Raw genomic sequence first — 25,383 nt, forward strand, 5'->3', positions numbered from 1 at the left:
CAGCAGCGTCGACGGGTGGCGCTGCCTATTACGAAGTCGGAGATGATGATGAGCGCAGGGATCGGTATTCGGATCGGAACGGTCACCTCGGTGGCCACCCTCGACGCCTCTCACGATCCGTACGCACCGCGTGATTTCGCCACCGACGAGGCCATGCCGACGGTCGAGCGTCGGACCGCCCTCGATCTTCGTCCCGACTCCTCCCCCGATCTCGCCGCACTCTCCGACCGCCAGCAGCGGCACCTCGTCACCGGGTTCGCCGACCGAGTCGGAGACCCTGTCCCGCTGATCGACGAAGAGGGCAATTCCTACGCCGCCGAGGACCTGTTCGCGACGGCAACCCACGTCCTCGTCTCCGAGCTCTCGCAGGACGCAGACGGTTCCGATGCGACGCTCGTCGTCGCCCACCCCGACCGGTGGACCGGATACACCTCGGACGTCCTGCGTGAGGCGCTCGATCGCGTCGGCCTCCCCGACACCACCCTCGTCCCCGAGTCCTTCGCCGCGATGCGCTGGCTCGAAGGCTCACGCGGGCAGCAGGGCGAGGGCCTGACCGTCATCTACGACCTCGGCGCCACCTCGCTCGGCATCACGCTCATGCGCACCGGGCTCGAAGCAGGTGTCATCGGGACCGGCGTCCACTCGCAGGACTTCGGTGGCTCGCAGTTCGACCACATCGTCACCCAGTACGTCCTCGACACCGTCTCCAGCAGCCGTGATTTCGAGTTCGACGCGTTCGATCCGGACACCGTCGGCGCTCTCGTCGAACTGCGCGCACGCTGCAGCGAGGCGAAGGAGCGACTGTCGTACGAGACCGCGACCACGCTGACCGTCGACCTCCCCGGCCTGCGCAGCGAGACACGACTTGTCCGAGACGAACTCGAAGATCTGATCCGACGACCCATCCTCGATTCCGTCGAGCTCATCCGCGAGACGCTGCACACCACCGGCCTCGACGTCGGCGACGTCACCCAGGTCCTCCTGACCGGCGGAAGCTCCAGCATTCCCCTTGTCGCCGAGCTGATCTCGTCGGAACTGCGCGTGCCGGTCGTCACCGGTCCGCACCCCGGCCGCATTCCCGCCATCGGCGGCGCGATCATCGCAGCCGAGATCTCCGCAGCCGTCGTCGCCGACGCACCGCCCGCGCCCCCTGCAGCGACGCTCGCCGACGCCACCCGCCCCGCCCCACGCCCGGCTCCGACCTCGTCATCGGCATCGTCATCGGCATCGGCGGAGCCCGCCGGAATGTCCGGCCGGAAGAAGGCAGGCATCGTCGTCGCCGCTGTCGCCGCTCTCGTCGTCATCGCCGGCGGCGGCCTGTCCGTCGGCACGGCATTGACGTCCGACGACAAGCCGGCCGAGACCGTCTCGGAGAACACCGCGGGAACGACGAGTACGACTGCGCCCGGCACGACGGCCGCCGTCGTCGCCGACACCGGCCAGGGCACCGACTCGGCCGCAACAACCCAGAACGGCCTTCCCGCACCGACCGTCGCAGCCGACGGAACCCTCGTTCCGGCACCGGGCACGATCATCGCACCCGACGGCACCGTCGTCGCCGACCCGAACGCCGCGCAGAACCCCGCCGCACCCGTCGCAGGGGGCACCGCCCCTCCGGCCGGTACAGCACCCACCGCACCGGTCGTGACGGTTCCCGACGTGACCGCGCCGAGCGTGAATGTTCCGAGCCCGCAACTCCCCTCGCGCCCCACCTACAACGGTCCCACTCTCGGTGACGTCGGCAACGGAGTCGGCGGGGCCGTCAGCGACCTCGGCAACGGTGTGGGCGGTGTAGTCGGCGGGACCGTCGATGGTCTCGGTGGCGTTCTCGGTGGCCTGACCGGGCAAAACTGATTCCGTGCACACTGCGCTGACCAAGTCGGACGTTGCGGCACTGGCCGCGTCGAGGGGCCGTCCGGTGTCCGCGGTGCTCGCCGCCGCGATCGCGACGCTCACCGGTGGTTGCCCGAGGTCGGTCGACGTGGCACTCGACGCCGCCACCCGGGCCGAGCCCGATGTTGCGGTCACCCGAGCAGTGTCCGACGCCGTGTTCGAGAACAGGGTCGCAGCCCTGCGCTCCCTTTCGGAGTCCGCGCAGACGGTTGTTCTGCTGGCGCACCTGGGCGGTGGCTCGGATCCGGAGGTCGTGACCGAACTGGTCGGCAGCGGAGCCGATGTCGTGTCCGCGACGGACGATGCCGTCGCCGCAGGGTTGCTGTCGACCACGCTGGAATCACTGCCGGAGGTCGAACGCGCGCTGCACTCCGTCGTCGGCACACGACGCGTGCAGTCGACTGCGACCGAATTGCTCGAATACCGCTGCAAGACCGACACTCTCGATCTCGGTATTGCAGTAACTTTGGCGAGCAACGGAATCCGACATCCGGAGCTCGCGACGTACCTGACGGCTGCTGCCTCGGGTGCCGAGCCGGAACGCGCTGTCCGCCTGTACGAGCGCGCCGTCGCTGCGGGGGCCGATGCTGTGAGTGTCGCACCGGCGCGGGCCGAGAACTGCTTCCTTCTCGGCGATCTCGACGCGGCCGAGGATCTGGCGGACTCGGCCCTGGCGCACCATGATTCGATCGACGTCGCAGACGTCCGCGTCGCAGTGCGGGTGTCGGCAGCCGTCGCGGCCGAGCGCGGAATGCTGACCCGTGCCGCCCAGCTCTACACCTGGCTCGGTCCGCAGCGGACGGGCGTCGATGCGGATCTGGCGATCGCAGCCGCCCTCGTCGCCGGTAAAGCAGCGGCAGCCGAGGCGCTCGTAGCGTCCGACGCCGCCGGTCCGCCGACTGCGGCCGGGGCTCGGGCGACGCTCCTCGCCGAGGGCATACGGCAGTCCATCCGAGCGACCTCGACGCCCGAAGTGTCGCTCGCGACAAGCACACTCCTGCAGGCGACCGCCATGTCGTCGGGCACGACTCGTCGCGCGAGCCCCGATTCCGCGGCGGCCGTCGCCGCACTCTTCGCGCTCCACACCGGTGATCTCGCACGCGCCGACGCCACCGCCCGCCGGGCTGTCGACGCCTATCCCGCGGCGCATCCACACTGGGCGAGGCTCGTTCTGCTGCGCGCGTGGGCATCGATGCTCGCGGGCGACACCGCAGACGCGCAAGCGCACCTCGACTCGGTTCGAATCCCGCTGTCTCATACGCGAAACCGACTCTTCGAAGCAGGCCTTCGCGTCGGACTGGCACGGCGATCCGGTGACACCGGAGCACTGCTGACCGCATGGGACGATGCCTTGGACGTCGTCGCGTCGTACTCGGTGGATCTTCTGTCCTTTCTCCCGGTCGGGGAGCTGCTCCTGGCGGCCGTCCGCCTGGGACAACCGGAACGCGTCGCACATCTGACCGCGCAGGCCGACGCGGTGCTTGCCGATCTGCACGAGCCTCACGCGTGGTCGTCGTCGCTGCACTGGTACGGCGTCCAGGCCGCGATTCTCGCCGAGCATCCCGCCGATCTCGTCCCGCACGCCCGTGCACTTGCCCAGGCCGCCGAGTCCAACCGGTACGCCGCGGCGCTGGCCGGAGCCGGCCGCGCGTGGCTCGGGGTACTGCAGGGCAGCCCGAACGTCGCCGACGTGGAAGCCGCCGCGCAGTCGTTGACTCGGTACGGATTGTCGTGGGACGGGGCTCGACTCGCCAGTGAGGCGGCGTTGCGCGTGGCGGACACCAGGGTCGCGACGTCGCTGCTCCAGACTGCTCGCTCTCTGAGGCTTCCCACCGCCGCACCGACGACGGACGAGACCGCGGAGCCGAAAGGATCGCTCAGCGCACGGGAAGCCGAAGTTGCCGAGCTCCTCGTCCTGGGCGTCACCTACCGCGAGGCGGGTGCGCGCCTCTACATATCGGCGAAAACCGTCGAGCATCACGTGGCACGTATCCGACGTCGGCTGGGCGCCGGATCCCGATCCGAGTTGCTGTCCATGCTGCGCGCGCTCGGGTACGGCGCCGGATCGCCCGATCTGTAACTTCGAGACCCCCGAATGCGACATCCAGGTCAGTGAGCAGGTGCGTCGTGCGCCGGCTCGGAGCAGACCAGGAAAGCGCAGGCGATGGTGAACCGGCACGTGGCAGACGGTGACAACCTGGCGGACGGTGACAACCTGGCGGACGGTGACAACCTGGCGGACGGTGACAACCTGGCGGACGGTGGGATTCCGGACGTCGGGCTGTACATCGACGATCAGCGGTCGATCGCTGCCGTCTCACACCCCTACAGCGCGAGCCCGTCGCTGCACATCGCGTCCCTGCACAACACTGTCCTCTACATCCACACCGATGGTTCCGCATCTCTCGGAGGTACCGACGACCCCGATGCGGCCGTTTTCACCGGTTACGTCGCCGACGAGGTCCCATCCGGATACGAGGCCGGCGACCTCGTCGCGATGACTCTCCGCTGCCTCCTCGCCGAGGTGTCCCAGTCCATCGGCGCAGACATGGCGTCGGTTGCCGCCGCCGCGACCTTCCCCGCCACCTGGACAGCCGAGCGAGTCTCGGCCGTCCGCATGGCGATGAACCGGTACGACCTCGCCCACGTCGCACTCGTCGCAGAATCCGAGGCATTGACCGCCTGGGCGGAGTCGAGTCAGTCCACCTGGGCCGGCTCGGATTCGGGTGTCGCCGCAGCACGCGGCGCAGCAGCGATCGCGTCGGAGTATCCGGTCGACGCGGTGACGGAACGAATCGTCGTCGCGCGCAGTGTTCGCCCGCTCTGGGCTCGCACGCCGGTGCTCGCCGCCGTCGCGCTCGCGGGCGTCCTGACCCTCGGCGGAGCCGTCACTGCCCTGGTGTTGCAGGATTCGTCGGCCCCGGCCCTGCCGGAGATCGAAAGCGCACCGGTCGCTGCATCGCCGTCGACCACACCCGCGCCCCGCGCCACACTGCCCTTCCCGACAGTCGTCCCCATCGCGTCCGACGTACCGGAGATCCCTGCACCGGCCGTCCAGTACATCCCCACCGAGCCCGCCCCCACGAGCGAGACCACCACCCCGGAACTTCCACGCACCGTCCCGGTCGCCGAAACACCTCCTCCCACCAGTACCGAGGAGTCTCCGACGGAAGAACCCCCGCTCGTGCAGGAGCCGGGCACGGACCCGGTCGACGAGGACACCGACACCGGCGAAGGCGGTGTCGATGTCGAGGATTCCGATGAGGAAACACCCGCCGAGGAACTACCGAGCGGTAACGCGCCGTCCCCGCGCGAGGCACCGCAGAACTGATCAACAGCGGCGTCGCCAGGCGTCCGACCTGCAGATTCCCGGGAATGTCCTCGCCATGCCCTATGGTGGGTCGCTGATGCTCAGCACCCGATGAAGGGACTTCATGCGTAACACGGGGGCACTGCGCGCCGCAGTGCTTTGTTCGACGGCGTTTCTGTCCATAGGTCTCTTCTCGGCTCCCGCTTCGGCGGATCCGGTGAGTGACGCCAACTCCGTGGTGCAGAGCCCCGCCGATCAGCTTCCTCGCGAACTGGCCGACGCAGTGGTGCGTGACCTGAAGATCTCTCCCCAGGAGTACCTCGACCGCGCGGCACGTGCACAGGAGTTGTCGACGTATGCGTCCGACTTCCGTGCGTCTCGTCCGTCCGATTTCGCAGGTGCCTGGATCGGGCCCGACGGCAATGCTGTCGTCGCCGTGACGTCCGACGCTGCCGCTCAGGCCGTGGCCAAGGACGGCTACGACACCGCGAAGGCACCGGTGTCCGCGGATGGCCTCGAGAAGTCGTTGTCCGACTTGAATGCGTGGATCGGGTCGCTGCCTCGTGAGGTCGCGAGCCAGGTCAACGGAACGTCGATCGACATTCTCGACAATCAGATCGTCATCGACGTTGTCAACAGCCCGATCGGCAATGCGCTCAATCTGCCGACGCTGCTTGCCAATTTGAAGGTCATCCTGTCTCCCGGTGCGCCGAAGCCCGTCGACCCGTCTCCGATGGGCGGCGACACGTACATCACCACCGAGTCCGACATCAAGAGCACGTCGCCGACGGACATCAGTGTTTGCTCGTTCGGGTTCAACGCCACCGACGGCTCGGGCAATCCCGTCAATCTCAGTGCCGGACACTGCAATCCCCACGCAGACACCGGCGCCGGGGGTGCGCCGGTATACCTGCCGAACCCGACGAACGTCACCGACAGCACCCAGATCGGTAGCTTCGACCGTTCCAGCCTCGGGTCGGCCAGCGGTCTCGACTGGTCCGTCATCGGCCTGAACGACAAGGGCGTCGCCTCCGGGCTGGACCGCCCCACCGTTCGCGGCGCCAACGGCAGCACCGTCACCATCACCGGCACCGCATCTCCCGTGGTGGGCGCACCGGTGTGCAAGTCGGGGCAGTCGTCGTCGTTCACCTGCGGCATCGTCGCTGCCGATCGTGTCGAGACTCAGCTGTACATGGAAGACGGCAGCAGCCGAGCCGTTCGCGGATTCGCCAGCACGGCATGCACTCTCGCGGGAGACAGCGGCGGTGCCATCGTCACCGGCACCCTGGCGCTCGGCATCACCAGCGGCTCCAACAGCGGTGGCGCACCGGACTGCACCGAGGCCAATCTGGCTCTCGCGCAGTACGGCGGCACGGCGAGCCTCGGTATCCCCATCGACCAGGTCGCCGCGGAAACCGGAACAACCGTGCGCACGTCGCCTGTCGCGTAGCCGTCGCAGACCTGTCGCCGCATCTCGCTACGAGATGCGGCGACATTCTTGTCCGCAGAACAAACCTGGGGTTCAATTGCGGACGTTTTTTCGAACCGAAGGTATGCTTTCTCGGTCAGTGACTACGTACTAGGGGGAGCGGAAAGTGTCTGCATTCAACGGAATTTGGCTGGATCTCGCACAGTATCTCGTGACGCTGTGGCAAACCGCCATCGATTTCCTGCCGGCGCCGCCGCGCTGATCAACGAGCTCCGGCCCGCTCGGCCGCTCTGTGCAGCGTCGAGCGGGTTCGAGCCAGGATCGACGGAAGCGTACGGAGAGCCGCCTTCATGCACCCAGAGAGCCACCAGGCCCTCGGAACTGCTGTCACCCGTAGTACGTCGTACCCCGCGTTGGCCCACACGCTCTTGATCTTGTTGACTCCGACGCCTTGATCCAGCTCGGCGACGCCCAGTCTGTCGTGCGCATCGGCGAACCACTCGATCAGCTGATGTCCCGGCTGAAGCTTGCCGATCGAGGAGTCGTAGTGGGTCAGCCACCCTTCCATCCGGCGGTGCGTCCGCACACCGATCTCGTGCGCTACCCACCGTCCGTCGACCACGAGCCCCGTGATGCACAGCCTGCCCGCCCGAGCCTCGCTCCGAAGAAAGTCTCGCGCGAACTCTCCGTGGGGTGCCACCAGATAATTGACCTTGTCGGTCCCCTCGACCGATTCGGCGGCGAGCGTGACGATGTCGTTCCAACGCGCATCGAGATGGACGATGTCTCGGATCTCCTCGACCCGAAAAGACGACCGACGCTCGACCTCCGAGCGGTACTGACGAAGCCTCTTCAACGATTTGGCACTCCGAATGTTCGACGCCGTCTCACCGTGCCGGAGAACCACGACCGGAACCCTCTCGCGAACCACTGCGTCGACGTCCCACGCCCCGTGCAGCGCCATCCGCACCACCGTCGGATCATTGGCGATCATCGAATCACCGCTCAGCATCCACCCCCGATCGGCAATTGCACCGAGGAGAACGTCCGAGGCGTCGTCGTCGTCGCTGAGAAACTCGAGGGGAACCCCCAACGTGCTGCCGATGATCTTCGCCAAGACGAACGGTCCACGCCTGACCGTGTTCAGCGGCGCAAGAGCGACCACACGGCACCCGCGACGCACAACGACGAACCTGACGTTCAGCCGCAGCGCTCCCGCGACGTTGAGCACGAAGCCTGGCCGGGACGAGAACACGGTGCCGGACCTGGACGCCAGATCCTCCCAGTCGTCGACAACCGACTCGGCACTCGACAAGATTTCTACCGTAACCGTCGCAGTGCCTGTTTCCACCACTCCAAAGTACCAAGAGTTCGTAAAGGGAGCTACAAACTACATCCGTTCGCATGACACGGATCGACGCCTCCGACGCGGCCGTCGACACCTCTCGCGAGGGGACAACGCATCGTATGATCGACCCGGAAATTCGGTACACCAGTACCGACAGACATTCGCCCCTTCAACGAAAGGCCCCTCATGCTCGGCATTCTCGGCGTCGGCCTTGATCTCCTCGGTTACGCATTCACCATCGCAGCCGAAACGATCAAACTGACTTCGCCCGGAGTCTTCATCTGATTGAGCGTGCATACGAAAGAGCCCGCCACCTGAGTACAGGTGACGGGCTCTTTACGTTCGTGCAGAAGCTCAGTTGGCGAACTTGGTGGTTCCCGGAGGAGCGTTCAGCGTGTTGATCAGGTCGATGCCCGCAACAACGAGGGTGGGTCCACCGGCAACGATGGTGCCGATAACACCGCCTACGCCGGCGCCTGGAACGATTCCAGCCAGGCAGGCCGGACCGGACAGAATGCAGCCAGCGACCGCGCCGATTGCCGTACCCGTGAAGCCACCGATGGCGGTCGCAAGGCCGAGCTGCGACGAGAACGTCTGCTGAGCCTTGAGGTTCTCCTCGGGCGACGCAACAGGCGTTGCACCGATGCTGCGGGAGTTGGCCGACGCCTTGGTCAGGTCCAGCTGCGGAACGAGGCGCAGAGTCTTGCCGTCGTTGTCGACGTTCTGCTCGTACGGGAAGTTCAGACCACCGAGGTTGAACGAGAGCGGGAGGGTGACGACGACCTTGTCGGTCGAGTCGAGAACGTCGACGGTCTTGCCGTCGTCGGCGACCTTGAAGACTCCGGCGTCGATCGTCGTGACGATCGTGCGGTCCTCGAGGTTGGACTCGAAGCCGATGTTCTCGCCGGCGGTGCCCTCTTCCGACGGTGCGGGGGCGTCGGTTGCCGGCTGTGCATAGGCAGTGCCGCTGGCAAGACCCATTGCGGCAGCGACGAACGCTGCCGAAACGACCAGTTTGCTGAGTTTCATGTGGAGATTGTTCCGTTTCTATGCAATCGAGCCTGGCAGTACCGAACAGAGGTAGCCCGTCAGACGCAGATACACCCCAGACTGAATCCGCGAGTAAGTCGGTGCGCGCAGCAGCATATCCCACAAGTCCGACCGAACGTTATCCTCTTGGCGCCTGTGCGAGTCCCATTGGTTATCACCCGTCACAAAGCGCCGGCCCAAAAGCGGTGAGACCAGTGAAAACAGGGCAATTCAGCCAATTCGAATCTTCTTGCCCCCAATTTTCGGGGCACCTCGACGGGGTACTTAGGACCGCCTTCTCTGCGCCCCCTTGATTCGCTAGGCATAACGTGACCTACAGAACACGCCCTACTGACCGGTTCAGCCCGTCGGCCGGTGGGCGAAAACCCGCGGCTACCTGCAGCCGCATCTAAGCCGCACCTAAGTTACCGGCCAGTAACAATAAACTTGTTACCAGCGGGTAGCGCCGCTACTCTTAGGCTGATCGGGCTGACCCGAGGTAGCACAGCCCCGCTACCACTGAACGAAAGGCCGCTTCATGAACGCCCTGACGATCACGTTGGGCACGGTCGGATTCCTCCTCAGCCTTGTCTGTTGGGCCTACTTCTTCCGAGGAATCTGGAAGATGGTCGCCGCCATCGCACAAGGCCAGCCGGACAAAACCCGCTTGCGCCCGTTCATCCCGCGTTTCAAGCAGATGATGATCGAGTTCATCGCCCACACGCGCATGACGAAGTTCAGAACGGTCGGATGGGCTCACTGGCTCGTCATGGTCGGCTTCCTCGGCGGCTTCCTGCTCTGGTTCGAGGCATACGGCCAGACGTTCAACCCCGAGTTCCACTGGCCTCTCTTCGGCAACACGTTCGCCTGGCATCTGTGGGACGAGCTACTCGGCATCGGCACCGTCGTCGGCATCGTCACCCTCATCGTGATCCGTCAGCTCAACCATCCGCGCAAGCCCGAGCGTCAGTCGCGCTTCAGCGGTTCGCGCATGAAGGTCGCGTACGTCATCGAGGGCATCGTTCTGCTCGAGGGTCTCGGCATGATCCTCGTCAAGGCCGGCAAGATCGCCACCTACGGGCACGCGAACGCCTACTCGGACTTCTTCACGATGCAGGTCGCCAAGCTACTGCCCGCAAGCCCCGAGATGGTGTCCGTCTTCGCCTTCGTCAAATTGATGACCGGCATGATCTGGCTTCTGATCGTCGGCCGCAACATCAACTGGGGCGTCGCGTGGCACCGCTTCACGGCATTCCCCAACATCTACTTCAAGCGTGAGGCCGACGGCGGCGTCGCACTCGGTGCCGCCAAGCCCATGATGTCCGGCGGCAAGGTCCTGGTGATGGAGGACGCCGACCCCGACGTCGACGCATTCGGCGCGGGCAAGATCGAGGACTTCACGTGGAAGGGCTGGCTCGACTTCACCACGTGCACCGAGTGCGGTCGCTGCCAGTCGCAGTGCCCCGCCTGGAACACCGGCAAGCCACTGTCGCCGAAGCTGCTCATCATGTCGCTCCGCGATCACGGAAACGAGAAGGCTCCGTACCTCCTCGCCGGCGGCAAGAAGGACATGGCCGGTGACGAGGTCGGTCTCGTCGACGCCGACGGCAATCCCGATCAGGCGAAGCTGGACAAGATCCCGCAGTCGGCTCGTGACGAAGCGGATCGCAAGCTCGTCGCCGACGCCATCGAGGGCGGCATCATCGATCCCGAGGTTCTGTGGAGCTGCACCACGTGTGGAGCCTGCGTCGAACAGTGCCCCGTGGACATCGAGCACGTCGACCACATCATCGACATGCGTCGCTACCAGGTCCTGATCGAGTCGGAGTTCCCGTCCGAGTTGGCAGGCCTGTTCAAGAACCTCGAGAACAAGGGCAACCCCTGGGGCCAGAACTCCAAGGACCGTCTCAACTGGATCAACGAGATGGACTTCGACATCCCGGTGTTCGGCCAGGACGCAGATTCCTTCCGTGACTACGAGTACCTCTTCTGGGTCGGCTGCGCAGGCGCCTACGAGGACCGCGCGAAGAAGACCACCAAGGCCGTCGCGGAGCTGCTGGCCACCGCAGGCGTGAAGTTCATGGTGCTCGGAGCGGACGAGACCTGCACGGGCGACTCCGCTCGTCGCGCCGGCAACGAGTTCCTGTTCCAGCAGCTCGCAATGCAGAACATCGAGACGCTCAACAGCGTGTTCGAGGGTGTCGAGCAGAAGAAGCGCAAGATCGTCGTCACCTGTGCGCACTGCTTCAACGCGCTCGGCAACGAGTACCCGCAGGTCGGCGGTGATTACGAGGTGGTGCACCACACGCAGCTCCTCAACCGTCTCGTGCGGCAGAAGAAGCTCATCCCAGTGGCGTCCGTCAGCCAGGACATCACGTACCACGACCCTTGCTACCTGGGTCGTCACAATAAGGTCTACGACGCTCCCCGCGAGCTCATGGCTGCGTCGGGTTCGAACCTGAAGGAAATGCCGCGTCACGGTGAGCGGTCAATGTGCTGTGGTGCCGGTGGCGCACGCATGTGGATGGAAGAGAACATCGGCAAGCGCATCAACATCGACCGGGTCGACGAAGCACTGGAGACCTTGGGTGGGAGCGGGGCACCAGCACAGAAGATCGCAACGGGTTGCCCGTTCTGTCGCGTCATGCTCACCGACGGCGTCACTGCACGTCAGGAAGGCGGCGCTCACGAGGGCGTCGAGGTCGTCGACGTCGCGCAGCTGATGCTCGAGTCGATCACTCGCGTCGAGTCGTCCGTTCTCAGCGAGAACATCAAGGTGATCCCGCGTGAGCTCACTCCAGAGGAGAAGCTGGAGTCCGAGGAAGCCGCCGAGGTCGAGGAAGCCGAGCGGATCGAACCCGTCGAAGAGCCTGCAGAGGCCAAGTCCGCCCCTGCTGCTCCGGCTCCCAAGGCCGGCGGCTTGAAGATGAAGGGTCTCGCGAAGGCACCCGGAGCAAAAGCACCAGGAAACGCCAAGCCCGACGCCACCGAGGCACCTCAGGCGAGCACCGATGCTCCCGCCAAGCCCAAGGGGCTCGGAATTGCCGGAGGCGCGAAGCCGGGCGGCAAGGGCCTCGCGATCAAGGGCAAGGCGCCGGGAGCGAAGGCAGCAGCCCCCGCGCCCGCCGACACGGACGACACTGCAGCGGCACCCGCCGAAGCATCCGAGTCGACGCCGACGGTCAAGCCCAAGGGACTCGCGGTCAAGTCCGGCTTCAAGAAACCGGGCGCGAAAGCACCGGGCAAGCCCGCCGAGGCAACTGATTCCGAAAACGTAGCGGAGCCTGAAAGCGTAACGGAGCCTGAAGCGTCGGACACGACGGTCGCCGCTCCAGCGGAGACTGCCGAGTCCAAGCCGACCGTTCAGCCCAAGGGCCTCGCGGTGAAGTCCGGATTCAAGAAGCCAGGTGCCAAGGCACCGGGTAAGCCTGCAGCACCGTCCGAGGCGACTGCACCGTCCGAGCCGGCAGCAGAAGCTACTGAATCGGCGGCATCCGAGTCGGCGGCACCTGCTGCGTCGTCGGAGTCGTTGCCGACGGTCAAGCCCAAGGGTCTGGCCGTGAAGTCGGGCTTCAAGAAGCCAGGCGCAAAGGCGCCCGGTAAAGCTGCTGCAGCCTCGGACACCGCAACCGAAACGCCGGCTGAACCCGAAGCATCCGCGTCGGAGACGTCGGCACCGGAGACGTCGGTACCGGAGACTCGGAACACGGAACCTCGGGACACGGACGTCGACAGTTCCGCACCGGTCGAGGAGTCCAAGCCGACGGTCGCGCCCAAGGGTCTGGCCGTGAAGTCCGGATTCAAGAAGCCGGGCGCACGCACACCGGGCAAGACTGCGGCACCCGCACCAGCCGAGTCACCTGCTGAAACCCCGGCATCCGAATCGACCGAACCCGAGGCACCAGCCGAAGCGTCCGACAACGCTGCCGAGGCCGAAGCGACTACGGCCGAAGCGACTACGGCCGAGGCGTCGAGCAACGGCACGGAATCCAACGGGGACACCAGGACGCCTCCTCCGGCGAAGCCGGGTGGACTCGGGTTCCGTCCGGGCACCAAGGTTCCGGGACGCAAGAAGTAACCTGACACCCTTTTTACCGACTCCGCACGCCTGTTCGCCTCAGAGCAGGCGTGCGGAGTCGTCAGTAGGGGTGTTAGGTCCGTTAGCACACTCCGCCCTCGACACTCCGCGAATGTGCACGCGAAGGCCCGAGTTATCCACAGCCCCATTCTTTGTCCACATTTCTGAAATCGCTCTTGTTCCGCCCCGGAGCGGTTGCCACGATTCGGTCATGACGCGAATCGTTTCCAGATCCGATGCCTTGACTCGCGGGGTGTCCGACGCTGAATTGCAGCGCTTCTGCCGTACAAAGGCCTGGCGACGACTTCGGCCTGGAAGGTTCGTCAGCAGAAGCGACTTCGATGCGCTCGTGCCCGCCGAGAAGCACCGCGTAGTCGCTGAAGCAGTATTCGACGCCGCTACTGCTGACGATGCGATACTCAGCCATACGACGGCTGCGGTCTTCCACGGTCTCGATGTGAACGCGTCGGACCTACGGCACGTGCACATCACGCGGAACAGAGCCGGCGGCGGCCGACGCAACGGTTATCGCATCGTGCACGGAGCGTCGTACTCCACCTCTGACGTGGCCGTCGTCGATGGCGTTCGGGTGACCGCCTTACCTCGCACCATTGCCGACGTGGCGCGATTGCTGTCGTTCGCAGACGCCGTCTGCATCGCCGATCTCGCTGCCAGAACGAAGAATCTGACTCCGGAACAGGTTGTCGCGGCGCTCGACGCATGCGCCCATCATCCGAACAATCGACAGGCTCGTCGGGTAGCGGAGTTCATGAACGGGAAGTCCGAGAGCGTCGGCGAATCTCGGTGCCGGGTGGTGCTGCACCAGCTCGGCTACACCCCGAGGCTTCAGGTTCGAGTGTCCGACGGCAACGGCGTCTTCGCCCGCGTCGACTTCTACCTGGACGGCACCTTCACCGTGATCGAGTTCGACGGGTTCGTCAAATACGGTCGGCTGGTACCCGCGGGCGAAACACCGGCGGACGTAGCCTGGAAGGAGAAGGTCCGCGAGGATCGGATGCGTTCAGGCGGAGCGCAGGTGGTTCGGCTGACCTGGTCCGATCTCGACCGACCGGAGCACATCGACCGACTGATACGTGCGGCTGCCGATCGTGCCAGGAACTCCCCGCGCCCCACTCTGCTGTTCGCCTGAGCTAGCACCTTTTTTGCCGACCTGACACGCCGAATCAGGTCCGAGCACGTGTGCTGACCCCACAAAAAGGGTGCTAGCTCCCGAACCAGCCAGCACCGCTCACGGTCGCCACAGCTCCAGTTCAGGAATGCCGGGAGGCGTGAAGCCGAGCACCTGACCGTAGAAGGACAGTTCGGACTCTCGTGCGTTCACCTGTGTTTCGAGTGTGCGGAATCCGTGTGATTCACCCTCGTAGGCCAGGTAGGCGTGTGGAATTCCTTTCTTCACCAGTGCATCCCGGAATCGTTCGGCTTGCGACGGTGGAACGATCGGATCCGCCAGACCCTGCAGCAACAGAACCGGGCACGACAAGCCGTCCACGTTGTTGACCGGTGCGCGCGTGCGGTACAGGTCGAGCGCCTCCGGGAGCGGTCCGATCAGCCCGTCGATGTAGCGGGACTCGAAATCGTGAGTCTCGGCGACGAACATCTCCAGCTCGGCGACTCCGTAATACGATGCACCACAGGCAAAGACATCCGACGACGTCAGCGCAGCGAGCACGGTCCAGCCGCCGGCCGAACCGCCCTCGATGGCCAGACGCGCCGGATCGGCCAGGCCTGCATCGGCGAGGCCGCGGACAGCGGCGACGGTGTCCTCGACGTCGACGATTCCCCACTGGCCTCGCAGCCTGTTCCGGTATTCGCGGCCGTATCCGCTCGATCCGCCGTAGTTGACGTCGACGACGCCGATGCCCCGGCTGGTGAAGTACGCGAACACCGGATTCAACGCAGGCGCGACGTGCGCTGTCGGGCCACCGTGGACGAATGCCACATAGGGTGGCAATTCGCCGTCAAGCCCGGTGTACTCCGGATTGCGTGGCGCGTAGGCGATGGCGTGAACTTCGCGTTCGGGCCCCTGGAACGTGACCGGCTCACCGTGGGGGAGGTAGTCGGCGTCGGGTACGGTTTCGAGTCCGGAACGCACCAGCGTCGTGTCGCCGGATTCGAGGTCGAGCAGTCTCAGCCCGCTGGGGCTGTGGGCGCCACCGGCTTTGAGCAAGACCGATGTTCCGTTGCGCGCGCCGAGCGTCACCGACGTGAGCCCCGGCAGATCGATGTCCTGCAGGCTGCCCGTCGCGGGGTCGAGCACGGCAAGGGTGTCCGTCCCGAAAGTACGGACGGTCAGCAGCTTTCCGTCGTCCAACATCGAGTACCACCGCGCTCCGAGCTGCCACAGTGGGGCTCCGAAATCGGCTTCCGCGACATGCAGTGCAGTGGCATTACCGGACAGGTCGGCCCGGTAGATGTTCCACCAGCCGGTTCGGTCGCTGACGACGTACAGGGTGTCCTCGTCGATCCACTCGGGCTGCAGAACGGATTCTTCTTCGCCTCCGAGCACCACGGTGATCTCACCTGTGGACAGGTCGAGGACCCGCAACTCGGTTCCATCCCAGGGCATCCGAGGGTGATCCCACGCGATCCACGCCAACTTGCTTCCGCCGGGAGACAGCCGCGGGAAGGCGAGGAAGTGAGATCCGGACACCAAAGACCGGACGCCCGTTCCGTCGAGCCGAATTGCGCAGATGTCGCGGGCGACTGCCGTACCGTCGTGCGCCTCACGGACAGCGATGACATCGTCGCCGACCACCGTCAGTTCGCCGTAGCGCACCGACGACGGGGTCTCGGGCTTCGGCGTCAGCGGAACCGGAGTCTCGCCGGGACGGGTGACGTAGACGCGCTGATCGGAGAACTCGGAGAACACGATTCGCCCGTCGGGCACGGTGGTCCATGCTCCGCCCCCGTATTCGTGGACACGGGTGCGCACGTTGTACGGCTCCGGTATCAAGGTCTCGACTTGTCCGTTCAGGTGCCGACACACCGTCGTCCTGCCACCCTCCGTCGGCCGCATCTCGGCCCACCGGATCTCGTCGCCGACGAAGCGTCCGCCCTCTACCGGATGGCCGCTCGCGGACAGATCCGCAGCGGAAATCGGAGACGGCCAGGAACCGAAGGGCAACGAGGTCGCAGTCATGCGAACCAGCGTAGGCAAGCGGACAAGCCACGTGCGAGCTGCGGTCGTTACGTTGCGTTCATCCCCCGGATAAATGCGCTGGACAGAATGAAGTCTCGACCTAAGGGGGAACCGTGCGCAACACGACATCGAACAGCGTCGACGACGCAATCCTGGCATTCGGCCGATCCTGGTACGGCTACGGCGGAGGCAGCGACGAGGACATCTATGTCCACTTCGGCCTTGCAGCGCAGTCCTACTTCACCCGCCTCAGCGCCCTGCTCGACGGACCGGCAGGCAAGACCGTGGACGACGAGACCCGCGAGAGGATGCGAGCCGTCTGCGCACGGCGGCTACGTTAAGCGACCGGATTCAACAGCTCGGGGCTGTTGTTGCGCACACTGTTGACTGCCGTTCCTACCTCGTAGGGGAGCAACCGGGGCTCGGGAATGGTGGCCAGCATGTCCTGCACCGATTCCAACTTCGTGATGGACGGGTTGAGCCAGTCGTCACGAAGGTTCTCCGGGATGACCACCGGCGAACGATCGTGGATGTGCCCGAGCGCATCGGCTGCAGGCGCCGTCAGCACGGTGACGGACCATACCCAGCGATCCTCGTCGTCGTCGGACTTCGTGGGGTCACGCCACAGCTCGTACAGACCGGCCATGGCCAGGACACCTTCTGCATGCAGGAAGTACGGCACCTTCGCTCCGTCGCGCTTCTCCCACTCGTAGTAACCGTCGGCAGGGACGATGCACCGACGCTTCGACGCAGCTTTCTTGAACGACGGCTTCTCGGTGATGGTCTCCGAGCGCGCGTTGATCATCCGGCTGCCGATCTTGGCGTCCTTGGACCACGAAGGAATCAGGCCCCACCGCACCGACCGGAGCTGACGTACGGCGTCGGACTCCGGCTCGTCCTTGGGGATGCGTTCCAGCACCGTACGCACGGTCTGCGTCGGCGCGACGTTGTAGGACGGGGGAAGCTCCTCGCCCACCGATTCTGCGATGTCGAACACCGCACGGAGATCGCTGTCGCTCTGGGTGCTGGCATACCGTCCACACATGCCGTCGATTGTTGCACCGATTACCGACAAGTAATCCGCTCGCGGTGAGAGAACCTCACCTGGCACGATAAGGGGCGTGAGCCATCCGCAGACGATCCACCCGACGCGCCATCGCACACTGCAACAGTCCACGAAGCTGCAGAACGTGCTGTACGAGATCCGTGGGCCGGTACACGCCCACGCGGCGCGGCTGGAAGCGGAAGGGCACCGCATCCTCAAGCTGAACATCGGCAACCCCGCGCCGTTCGGTTTCGAGGCGCCCGACGTGATCGTTCGCGACATGATTGCCGCGCTCCCCTACGCCCAGGGTTACTCGGAATCGAAGGGCATCCTGTCCGCTCGCCGTGCCATCGTCACCCGGTACGAGCTGGAGCCAGGCTTCCCCGAGGTCGACGTCGACGACATCTATCTGGGCAACGGCGTATCCGAGCTGATCACCATGACGATGCAGGCCCTGCTCGACGACGGGGACGAGGTGCTGATTCCGGCGCCGGACTACCCACTGTGGACGGCGATGACCACGCTGTCGGGCGGCAAGGCCGTGCACTATCTGTGCGACGAGGAGAACGGGTGGAACCCCGACCTCGCGGACATCGAATCGAAGATCACCCCGAAGACCGTCGCACTGTTGGTGATCAACCCCAACAACCCGACGGGCGCGGTCTACTCGAAGGAGGTCCTGAAGGGCATCGTCGACCTCGCCCGCAAGTACCAGCTGCTGTTGCTGGCCGACGAGATCTACGACCGGATCCTGTACGACGATGCCGAGCACACCTCGTTGGCGAGCCTGGCTCCCGACCTGCTCTGCCTGACCTACAACGGGTTGTCCAAGGCGTATCGCGTCGCGGGCTACCGCTCCGGTTGGCTCGCGATCACCGGTCCGAAGGAACACGCAGCCGGCTTCATCGAGGGCATCGACCTGCTGGCGTCGACTCGCCTGTGCCCGAACGTGCCTGCGCAGCACGCAATTCAGGTAGCGCTGGGTGGCCATCAGAGCATCGAGGATCTGATCCTGCCCGGTGGCCGCTTGCTCGAGCAGCGCGATGTCGCGTGGGAGAAACTCAACGCCATCGACGGCGTCTCGTGTGTGAAGCCCCGCGGCGCGCTGTATGCGTTCCCGCGTCTCGACCCCGAGGTGCACGAGATCCACGACGACGAGAAGCTCGTGCAGGATCTGTTGCTGCAGGAGAAGATCCTCGTCGTCCAGGGCACCGGCTTCAACTGGCCGGGGCACGACCATCTCCGAATCGTGACGTTGCCGTGGGCTCGCGACCTGTCCGTCGCCATCGAGAGGTTCGGGAACTTCCTGGCGTCGTACAAGCAGTAGAGCGGTTGTCTCGCTTTTTCACTTCGACCCGCCCCGTCACCTGACGGGAAAGTAGGGAAAGTGATTGAAAAGTGACGCAAAAAACATCCCCGCTGCTCTACACACGGACACAAGTTTCTGTAGATTGGCGGTCGGCACCTAGTGTGCCCGAGCACTGGTCGTACCCCACCCCCCCGGGGCGATCAGGAAGGTGGCGGGGGACGCCCCCCCTGCTCCCCGCCACCGAGCTCCCAAACCTCCCGACCCCCGCGTCGCGCTGGGTCCGACGCGCCGTCACGCACTAGCCTTGCACCGTGGATTCACACGGGCACGGACACGGTCACGGTCACAGCAACGAGCCGGCTCCGCTCGGACCCGTCGCCGCCCGGATAGTGATCGGCCTGCTGTTGGCCATCGGTCTCGCTGTCGTCGCCGGAGCAGTGCTGCTCTGGCCGAGCAAACAGAGCGTCGAGATCCCGCTTCCGTTCCAGACCTCCGGTGGCGGGGCCGTGAACACCGAGGCCGGGACGGTCGTGTCCCAGGACATCGGCGCCTGCGGCAGCGGTTCCGCCGGACGCGTCTTCACCGGTAATCCGACGCCGCCGATCGGTGCCGGCTACGAATGCCAGCGCAGCATCGTGACGATCGATTCGGGGCCGAACGCGGGCACACGAACTCTCATCGAGATCGTGCCCGGTCCAGGCCAACCCGATATCCGTACCGGTGAGAGCGTGCGACTGGTGCGGCAGACCGATCCGAACGGAACGACGCAGTATTCGTTCAACGACTTCGCGCGCGGGCTGCCGCTGTCGATCATCGTCGGCGTCTTCGCGGTCGTCATCTGCGTCGTGGCCCGGTGGCGCGGTTTCCGTGCGTTGATCGGCTTGATCATCGCCTTCGCCGTTCTAGTCGGTTTCATGTTGCCTGCGTTGCTCGACGGCGCCCCGGCGATTCCTGTTGCACTGGTGGCGGGGTCGATCATCCTGTACGCGGTGCTGTATCTGGCGCACGGAGTGAACCTACGCACGAGCTCTGCACTGCTCGGGACATTGACCTCGATGGCACTCGCTGCGGTGTTGTCCTACGTCGCGATCCGAATGACTCATCTGACGGGTCTGTCGGAGGAACAGAACACCGACGTCCAGGCCTACATCCAGCAGGTGAGCATCACCGGACTGCTGCTCGCCGGCTTCATCATCGGATCGCTCGGTGTGCTGAACGACGTGACCATCACGCAGGCGTCGGCGGCGTTCGAGATCGCGTCCGCCGACGCCACCGCCACCCGACGGCAGATCTTCTCGTCGGCGATGCGCGTCGGCCGCGACCACATCGCGAGCACGGTGTACACCCTCGTGCTCGCGTACGCCGGTGGGGCGCTGCCGTTGCTGTTGTTGTTCAGCGTGGCGGGCCGGTCCATCCAGGACGTGCTGACGGGTGACGCCGTGGCGATCGAGATCGTGCGGTCGTCCGTCGGTGGCGTCGCCCTTGCCCTGTCCGTTCCGTTGACGACGGGCATCGCCGCACTGCTCGCTCGCCCGGGCGGAGTGTCCGGACCGAAGCGGGCGGCACCGAAGAAGTCCGGTCGCCATTCACGCTGAGTGTCAGGCAAATGCTGCGGCGACGGTCTCGGACAGCAGTTCGCCTGCGTGGGTGCTCAACCCTGCTTTCAGTCCGGAATCCTGGGCTACGGCGGCTTCCCATCCCTTGTCCGCCAGTGAGATCACGTACGGCAGAGTCGCGTTGGTCAACGCGTAGGTGGAGGTGCGCGGGACGGCGCCCGGCATGTTCGCGACGCAGTAGAACACCGATTCGTGAACACGATACGTCGGATCGGCGTGCGTCGTGGGACGCGAGTCCGCGAAGCAACCTCCCTGATCGATTGCGATGTCGACGAGAACCGAGCCCGGCTTCATGCGCTGTACCAGACTGTTGGAGACGAGCTTCGGAGCCTTCGCGCCGGGAACCAGCACGGCGCCGATCACCATGTCCGCATCGAGAACAGCGTGCTCGAGCTCGAGTGCGTTGGACACCACCGTTTTCACGGCGCCCTTGTAGTGGTCGTCGATTGCTCTGAGCGCCTTGACGTTCAGGTCCAGCACGGTGACGTCGGCGTGCATGCCGTGAGCGATGGCCACTGCGTTACGGCCGGACACACCGGCTCCGATCACGACGACGTTGGCGGGGCGCACTCCGGGGACTCCGCCCATCAGAACTCCGCGCCCACCTCCGCTGGCCATCATGTGATATGCCCCGGCCTGCGGTGCGAGTCGACCGGCGACCTCGCTCATCGGCGCGAGCAGGGGCAGCGTTCCGTCCGGAGCGGTGACGGTCTCGTAGGCGATCGACGTGGTTCCCGACGCCAGCAACGCGTCCGTGCACTCCTTCGACGCCGCGAGGTGGAGGTACGTGAACAGCACCTGGCCCGAGCGCAGCCGGTGATACTCCTCGGCGATCGGCTCTTTCACCTTCAGCAGTAGATCCGCAGCGTCCCAGACCTCGTCCGCGGAAGTGAAGATCTGAGCGCCCGCCGCTTTGAAGTCGGTGTCGCGCAGCGACGATCCTGCTCCGGCTTCGGTTTCGATGATGACTTCGTGTCCGCGCGAGACCAATTCGTGAACGCCGGCCGGAGTGATGGCCACCCGGTACTCGTGGTTCTTGATCTCGCGTGGAATTCCGATTTTCATGACGTGCTCCTATGCCGGATGGATGAGCTGGTACGCCAACACTGAATTATCAGCGGTGAAGCCACAACCGATGTGAACATAATTCTGTACAATCGCATCATGTCTTCGGAAAATTCCGCAGGACGCCCCACGAAGGGTCGCCCATCGAACGATGTTCGGCACGTCCGACTCGACGACATCGACCACATCCTGATCGACGAACTGCGCCGTGACGCCCGCATCCCCAACAACGCCCTGGCTGCGGCCGCCGGGATCGCCCCGTCGACCGCACTCAGCCGAGTGAGGTCGCTCGTCGAACGCGGGGTCATCCGCGGGTTTCACGCCGAGATCGACCCCGAGGCATTGGGGCAGGGCATTCAAGCGATGATCTCGGTGCGACTGCAGGCCGATGCACGCAAGCGAATCAGCCAGTTCGGGAGCCAGATCGCGGCGCTCGAAGAGGTGCTCAACATCTACTTCATCGCAGGAGCGGATGACTTCCTCGTTCAGATCGCCACGGTGGACACCGCTGCACTACGCGATTTCGTCGTCGACAACCTCAGCGCGCACCCGGCCGTCGCCGCGACGGAGACGATTCTGATCTTCGAACACGTCAGGCCCCGCAACAGCCCGTCCCGCTGATCTACGGCGCAGGCGGGAACAGCGGCGGAATGGTCGGCAACGTGAAGTCCGGCAACCCAGGAATCAGCGGCGGCGGGGCGGGCGCAGGTTCGGGCACCTGCTGCGTCGCAGCAGGCGGCGGCTCTTGCTGGGTCTCCGTCACCTGAGTTTCGACGCTCTGCGGCTGCTGCGGGGCGACGGTGGCCTCGGTCGGCGCAGGCGCTTCCGTGGTGGTCGTGACCGGCGGCGGTGGGGCGACCGGCGCGACGGGTGTGCTCGGGGCCGCCGACGGCGGTGTCGTCGCCGCAGCACTGGGCACCTGAGTCACCGCAGTGTCGACCACAGCCGGCTCACTGCTCGGCCTGGTCAGAAGAAACCCGGACAAGGCAATCACCGCTGCCGCGGCGACCCCGACGACGGACCAGGAGCGGACTCGACGACGGGTCCGCTCGGACTCGTCCTCGCCATCGTCGTCCTCGTAGGCTGCATCGAGCCAGTAGACGTTCTTCAACGCGAAATGGGCCACCGGCTGCTCGGACGCTGGCTGCTCGGACACCGGACGCTCGGATACCGAACGCTGGGATACCGAACTCGACGGCTCTTTCGGCGCCGGTCCCGTGGGCGGCGCCGGTTCGATGGGAGGTACCGGCGGCGTCGTGAAAGGCGGGGGCGTGAGAGGCGGGGGCGTGTGAGGCGGGGACGTCGCACGACTGGGAGTCGCGGCAGCGGACAGGGCCGCTGCGCTCACCAGAGGCGGCAGGTCGGCGGGAAGGTCGTCGCGGGAAATCGAGATCGTCGGGGTTGCGTCGGTCGGGCGGGGCGCGGCGGGTGCGGCGAACGCTGCAGGACGCGCGGGTACCGGGCGACCGTTCGGCGAGCCGGAGGCACTGGGACGCGAGGGCGCTGCAACGTGACCCTTCGCACCCTGTCCCTTCGCACCCTGACCCTTCGCACCCTGACCCTCCGCAGGCCTTGCCGAGAGCGCTGCGCCGCGGGCGGCGACCGATTCCGGCTCGTTGGGTGTGAGCGCGGGAAGGTCGAGCGATGGGCCCACCCGCTTCCGAACGAGCGGGATACGAGACCCGCCGCCGACGAGAACCACGGCGTCGATGGGTACGTGCGCGGCGATGAGCACGTCGCGCGCGAACTCGATGGATCGATCGACCTCGTCGGTGATCAGAGTCTCGTAGCTGTCCCGTGAGAGCAGGATCATTCCGCTCTCGTCCGGCAGGCACACGGCGTCGTTGCCGGACAGGCGTTCCTTCGCGACGCGGCAGCGTCGGGTGAACAGGTCGATGTCCGGTGCATCAAGCGGTTTGTGAAGCCGCTGCAGTTGGTTGTCCCGGAGAATCTCGTCGAATCGGTCTCCACTGAACTCGGTGGTGCGACGTGTCGTGACGACCCGACGAGAGTCCAGGTCCACGACGCTGACGTTCAGTCCCGAACTTCCGAGGTCGTACAGCGCCACCGAGGAGAATCCGGCTGCCTCGCCACTGGCCACCAGGTATTCGACGACTGCTTCCACTTCGTGCACCAGGCGGTAGTTGTGCAGGTGCTGATTGTCGAGAGCGCGAACCAACGTGTCGGCCTGATGCTCGTCGCGGTAGGCGACACCGGTGGACATCGACGGTTCGGACTCCGCGGCGACAGCACTGATGGACTCGGCAGCAAGGTATTCGACGTCGTCGTCGACGGTGTCGATCACCTGGTTGCGGAAGAACAGTTGCTGCGGAGCTTCGAGAACGCGGGGCGGCAGGACGGCTGTGCCGTTCCGGGGCAGGGCCATACGGACGGCATGGGCGCCCATGGACACCCCCAGCAACACGGTCATCGACTGCCTCGTTTCGAAATGCACGGTCGGACGAGAAGGGATCGTCCTCGAAGCGCCACGCTACCGGTTGCGAAGAGCCGGTGCGGCTCTGGCCCGGGGCGCTGCGTGCTCAGTTGACGACGTCGAGCCCGGTACCGGACCCGAAACCGACTTCGGCATACTGCTCGTCCCCGAACTCCGGGTCGACGGTTTCGTTCTGGTCGACGATCTCCGTCCCGTCCGGCAGCGCACCGGGCACTCCGGGATCGGGCACCACGGGGTCGGGAGCACCCGGATCGGGAGCAACCGGATCGAGAGAAGCCGGATCGAGAGGAGCGGCGGCGGGGACCCCTTCGGCGACGGACACCTGGCTCGTCGGGCTGTCGACGGGATCGATTCCTATCCCCGGAGGTGGGGGCGTGTCACCACGAACGAAGACGACTGCCCACACAAGCACCACGACTGCCGCGACGGCGGCCATTCCGGTTGCGTCTCGAACGGACCACCGCAGACGCCGACGAGGCTTCGGGGCTGCTGCCTCGGTCGAAGACTTGTCGGTTTCGGTCTGCGTACCGGGTCCGGGGTGCGAGGCGGCTTCCCGGCTGCGAACAGGCTCCGCAGACCCGGGCGCGACGATGTGAAGGGGTGTGGTGGGTGCTTCGGTGTCGTCGAGCGTCTGGACTTCCAGGACGTCCGTGCCGTCGTCGTTCCACTCGGCGGCGTCGGACTCGTCGAACAACCCCGGGTACTGCTCCTCCAGAACCTCGTCGAGGTCTACTTCCGGCTCGGCCGGGAGGGCTTCGAGTGCTGCACCCTCCACGAAAACCGACGCGGGTGACTCCGGGACGACCAGAGGGCAGTCCCATTCTTGCTCGACGAGGGTTCTGACCAGCGGAATCCGAGCTTGCCCGCCGACGAGCAGGACTGCGTCGGGGTCTTCCGGGGACGCCCATGCGAGGGTCTGCAACAGAGAAGAGGCAATTGCTTCCTCGAACTCCTCGCGGGTGAGCAACATGGGTCCGTTACCCGGCGCCCGTACGCCGGCCGACTCGGTGATCAACTCTTTCAATTCGCGGAAGAACGCGCGGTACTCCCGCTCGGCCTCTCCCCCGTGGGCGGGCGGAAGGATGCCCTTGGCCATGACGAGACGCTCGACGATGTCATCGAGTACTTCGCCGGAGAACGCAGCGCGCCGCGACGTCCGAGTGACTTGACCGGCGGCGACGTCGAGCGTGAACGCGGAGGTGCCGTACCGCCCCAGGTCGAGCACGAGCAGCGCCCGTGCGTTCGCGAGTTCGTCGACGGACCGCGCGTAGGCGAGAAGGGCGGCAGACTCGTCGACCATCCGGATCGTCGAACTGTCGCCGGCGTCGATCGAGGCCAGCAGCGTTCCGACGGCGTCCGAGTCGCGACCGGTGAGGACGACGTCGTCGAATGGTCCGCAGTCGGCCAGTTTGCCGTTCAGGAGCCACTTGGCTCCCTCGGCATCTATCGAGTCCTCGATGCGTCGTCCGTCTCGGAAATATGAGATGCGGACGGCATCGGACTCCACGGCCACGCCGCAGACTCCACCCATCGGTACGTGTTTCCTTCGAATTTTTTAGGTCCCGACCCCATGACCACTGTACTTTGCGTCAACGGCCGTGGCCGTCGATCGAACTCCGACAGATGCGACATCTACCACACCGCAG

General features: G+C 65.5%; 17 protein-coding genes. 10 read left to right on the forward strand and 7 right to left on the reverse strand.

The genetic code is table 11. The features are described from left to right. Positions 1–15: 15 nt before the first annotated feature. From CH293_RS06495 to CH293_RS06510, 4 genes are all read left to right on the forward strand, one after another. A complete protein-coding gene (locus tag CH293_RS06495) occupies positions 16–1,854 on the forward strand; it encodes an Hsp70 family protein (RefSeq protein WP_255122716.1) in 1,839 nt (612 codons plus the stop codon). A 4-nt stretch (positions 1,855–1,858) separates the two neighbouring features. After that, positions 1,859–3,973 (forward strand): LuxR C-terminal-related transcriptional regulator, encoded by a 2,115-nt coding sequence (locus tag CH293_RS06500; protein WP_094719703.1) that lies wholly within the window; start codon positions 1,859–1,861, stop codon positions 3,971–3,973. An 84-nt stretch (positions 3,974–4,057) separates the two neighbouring features. Further along, positions 4,058–5,224: a hypothetical protein gene (locus tag CH293_RS06505; RefSeq protein WP_255122717.1), complete on the forward strand. Its 1,167-nt coding sequence runs from the start codon at positions 4,058–4,060 to the stop codon at positions 5,222–5,224. Positions 5,225–5,327: 103 nt separating this feature from the next. Continuing rightward, positions 5,328–6,653, forward strand: a complete 1,326-nt coding sequence (locus CH293_RS06510; RefSeq protein WP_255122718.1) for a S1 family peptidase — start codon at positions 5,328–5,330, stop codon at positions 6,651–6,653. Positions 6,654–6,894: 241 nt separating this feature from the next. Here the strand turns inward: CH293_RS06510 and CH293_RS06515 are convergent, their stop codons facing one another. Together CH293_RS06515 and CH293_RS06520 are read right to left on the reverse strand one after the other, a co-directional pair. Then, complete coding sequence (locus tag CH293_RS06515; RefSeq protein ID WP_141217145.1) at positions 6,895–7,947, reverse strand: GNAT family N-acetyltransferase; 1,053 nt, start codon at positions 7,945–7,947, stop codon at positions 6,895–6,897. Positions 7,948–8,334: 387 nt separating this feature from the next. After that, positions 8,335–9,009, reverse strand: a complete 675-nt coding sequence (locus CH293_RS06520) for a hypothetical protein (protein WP_094719706.1) — start codon at positions 9,007–9,009, stop codon at positions 8,335–8,337. Between the two features lie 538 nt (positions 9,010–9,547). Here CH293_RS06520 and CH293_RS06525 point away from each other — a divergent pair. Further along, a complete protein-coding gene (locus tag CH293_RS06525; protein ID WP_094719707.1) occupies positions 9,548–13,087 on the forward strand; it encodes a (Fe-S)-binding protein in 3,540 nt (1,179 codons plus the stop codon). A 211-nt stretch (positions 13,088–13,298) separates the two neighbouring features. Continuing rightward, entirely contained in the window at positions 13,299–14,237 is a 939-nt protein-coding gene (locus CH293_RS06530; RefSeq protein WP_037104362.1) for a hypothetical protein, read from the forward strand. Positions 14,238–14,336: 99 nt separating this feature from the next. Here CH293_RS06530 and CH293_RS06535 read toward each other — a convergent pair whose 3' ends face one another. Beyond that, a complete protein-coding gene (locus CH293_RS06535; protein ID WP_094719708.1) occupies positions 14,337–16,247 on the reverse strand; it encodes a prolyl oligopeptidase family serine peptidase in 1,911 nt (636 codons plus the stop codon). A 113-nt stretch (positions 16,248–16,360) separates the two neighbouring features. Between CH293_RS06535 and CH293_RS06540 the strand changes: the two genes are divergently transcribed. Continuing rightward, positions 16,361–16,588, forward strand: a complete 228-nt coding sequence (locus tag CH293_RS06540) for a DUF3263 domain-containing protein (protein ID WP_037104356.1) — start codon at positions 16,361–16,363, stop codon at positions 16,586–16,588. On the opposite strand, the gene CH293_RS06545 is transcribed toward CH293_RS06540, so the two are convergent. Further along, a complete protein-coding gene (locus CH293_RS06545; RefSeq protein ID WP_037104353.1) occupies positions 16,585–17,292 on the reverse strand; it encodes an SOS response-associated peptidase in 708 nt (235 codons plus the stop codon). The two genes, CH293_RS06540 and CH293_RS06545, sit on opposite strands and share 4 nt — an antisense overlap. A 76-nt stretch (positions 17,293–17,368) precedes the next feature. Between CH293_RS06545 and CH293_RS06550 the strand changes: the two genes are divergently transcribed. Then, a complete protein-coding gene (locus tag CH293_RS06550; protein ID WP_037104350.1) occupies positions 17,369–18,619 on the forward strand; it encodes a pyridoxal phosphate-dependent aminotransferase in 1,251 nt (416 codons plus the stop codon). A 293-nt stretch (positions 18,620–18,912) separates the two neighbouring features. Beyond that, entirely contained in the window at positions 18,913–20,196 is a 1,284-nt protein-coding gene (locus CH293_RS06555) for a YibE/F family protein (RefSeq protein WP_094719709.1), read from the forward strand. 3 nt (positions 20,197–20,199) lie between these two features. Here the strand turns inward: CH293_RS06555 and ald are convergent, their stop codons facing one another. Further along, positions 20,200–21,282 carry an alanine dehydrogenase gene (gene ald, locus CH293_RS06560; RefSeq protein ID WP_037104344.1) on the reverse strand — a complete coding sequence of 361 codons (1,083 nt, stop codon included), beginning with the start codon at positions 21,280–21,282 and terminating at the stop codon, positions 20,200–20,202. A 99-nt stretch (positions 21,283–21,381) separates the two neighbouring features. On the opposite strand from ald, the gene CH293_RS06565 reads away from it, so the two are divergent. After that, the gene (locus CH293_RS06565; protein ID WP_037104341.1) at positions 21,382–21,903 is read left to right on the forward strand and encodes an Lrp/AsnC family transcriptional regulator; all 522 of its coding nucleotides are present in this window, start codon (positions 21,382–21,384) and stop codon (positions 21,901–21,903) included. 1 nt (position 21,904) lies between these two features. Here CH293_RS06565 and CH293_RS06570 read toward each other — a convergent pair whose 3' ends face one another. Beyond that, complete coding sequence (locus CH293_RS06570; protein WP_094719711.1) at positions 21,905–23,713, reverse strand: Hsp70 family protein; 1,809 nt, start codon at positions 23,711–23,713, stop codon at positions 21,905–21,907. 109 nt (positions 23,714–23,822) lie between these two features. Next, positions 23,823–25,268 (reverse strand): hypothetical protein, encoded by a 1,446-nt coding sequence (locus CH293_RS06575; RefSeq protein WP_094719712.1) that lies wholly within the window; start codon positions 25,266–25,268, stop codon positions 23,823–23,825. Positions 25,269–25,383: the final 115 nt, after the last annotated feature.

It is taken from the genome of Rhodococcus sp. 14-2470-1b (genome assembly GCF_002259415.1).
GTDB lineage: Bacteria > Actinomycetota > Actinomycetes > Mycobacteriales > Mycobacteriaceae > Rhodococcoides.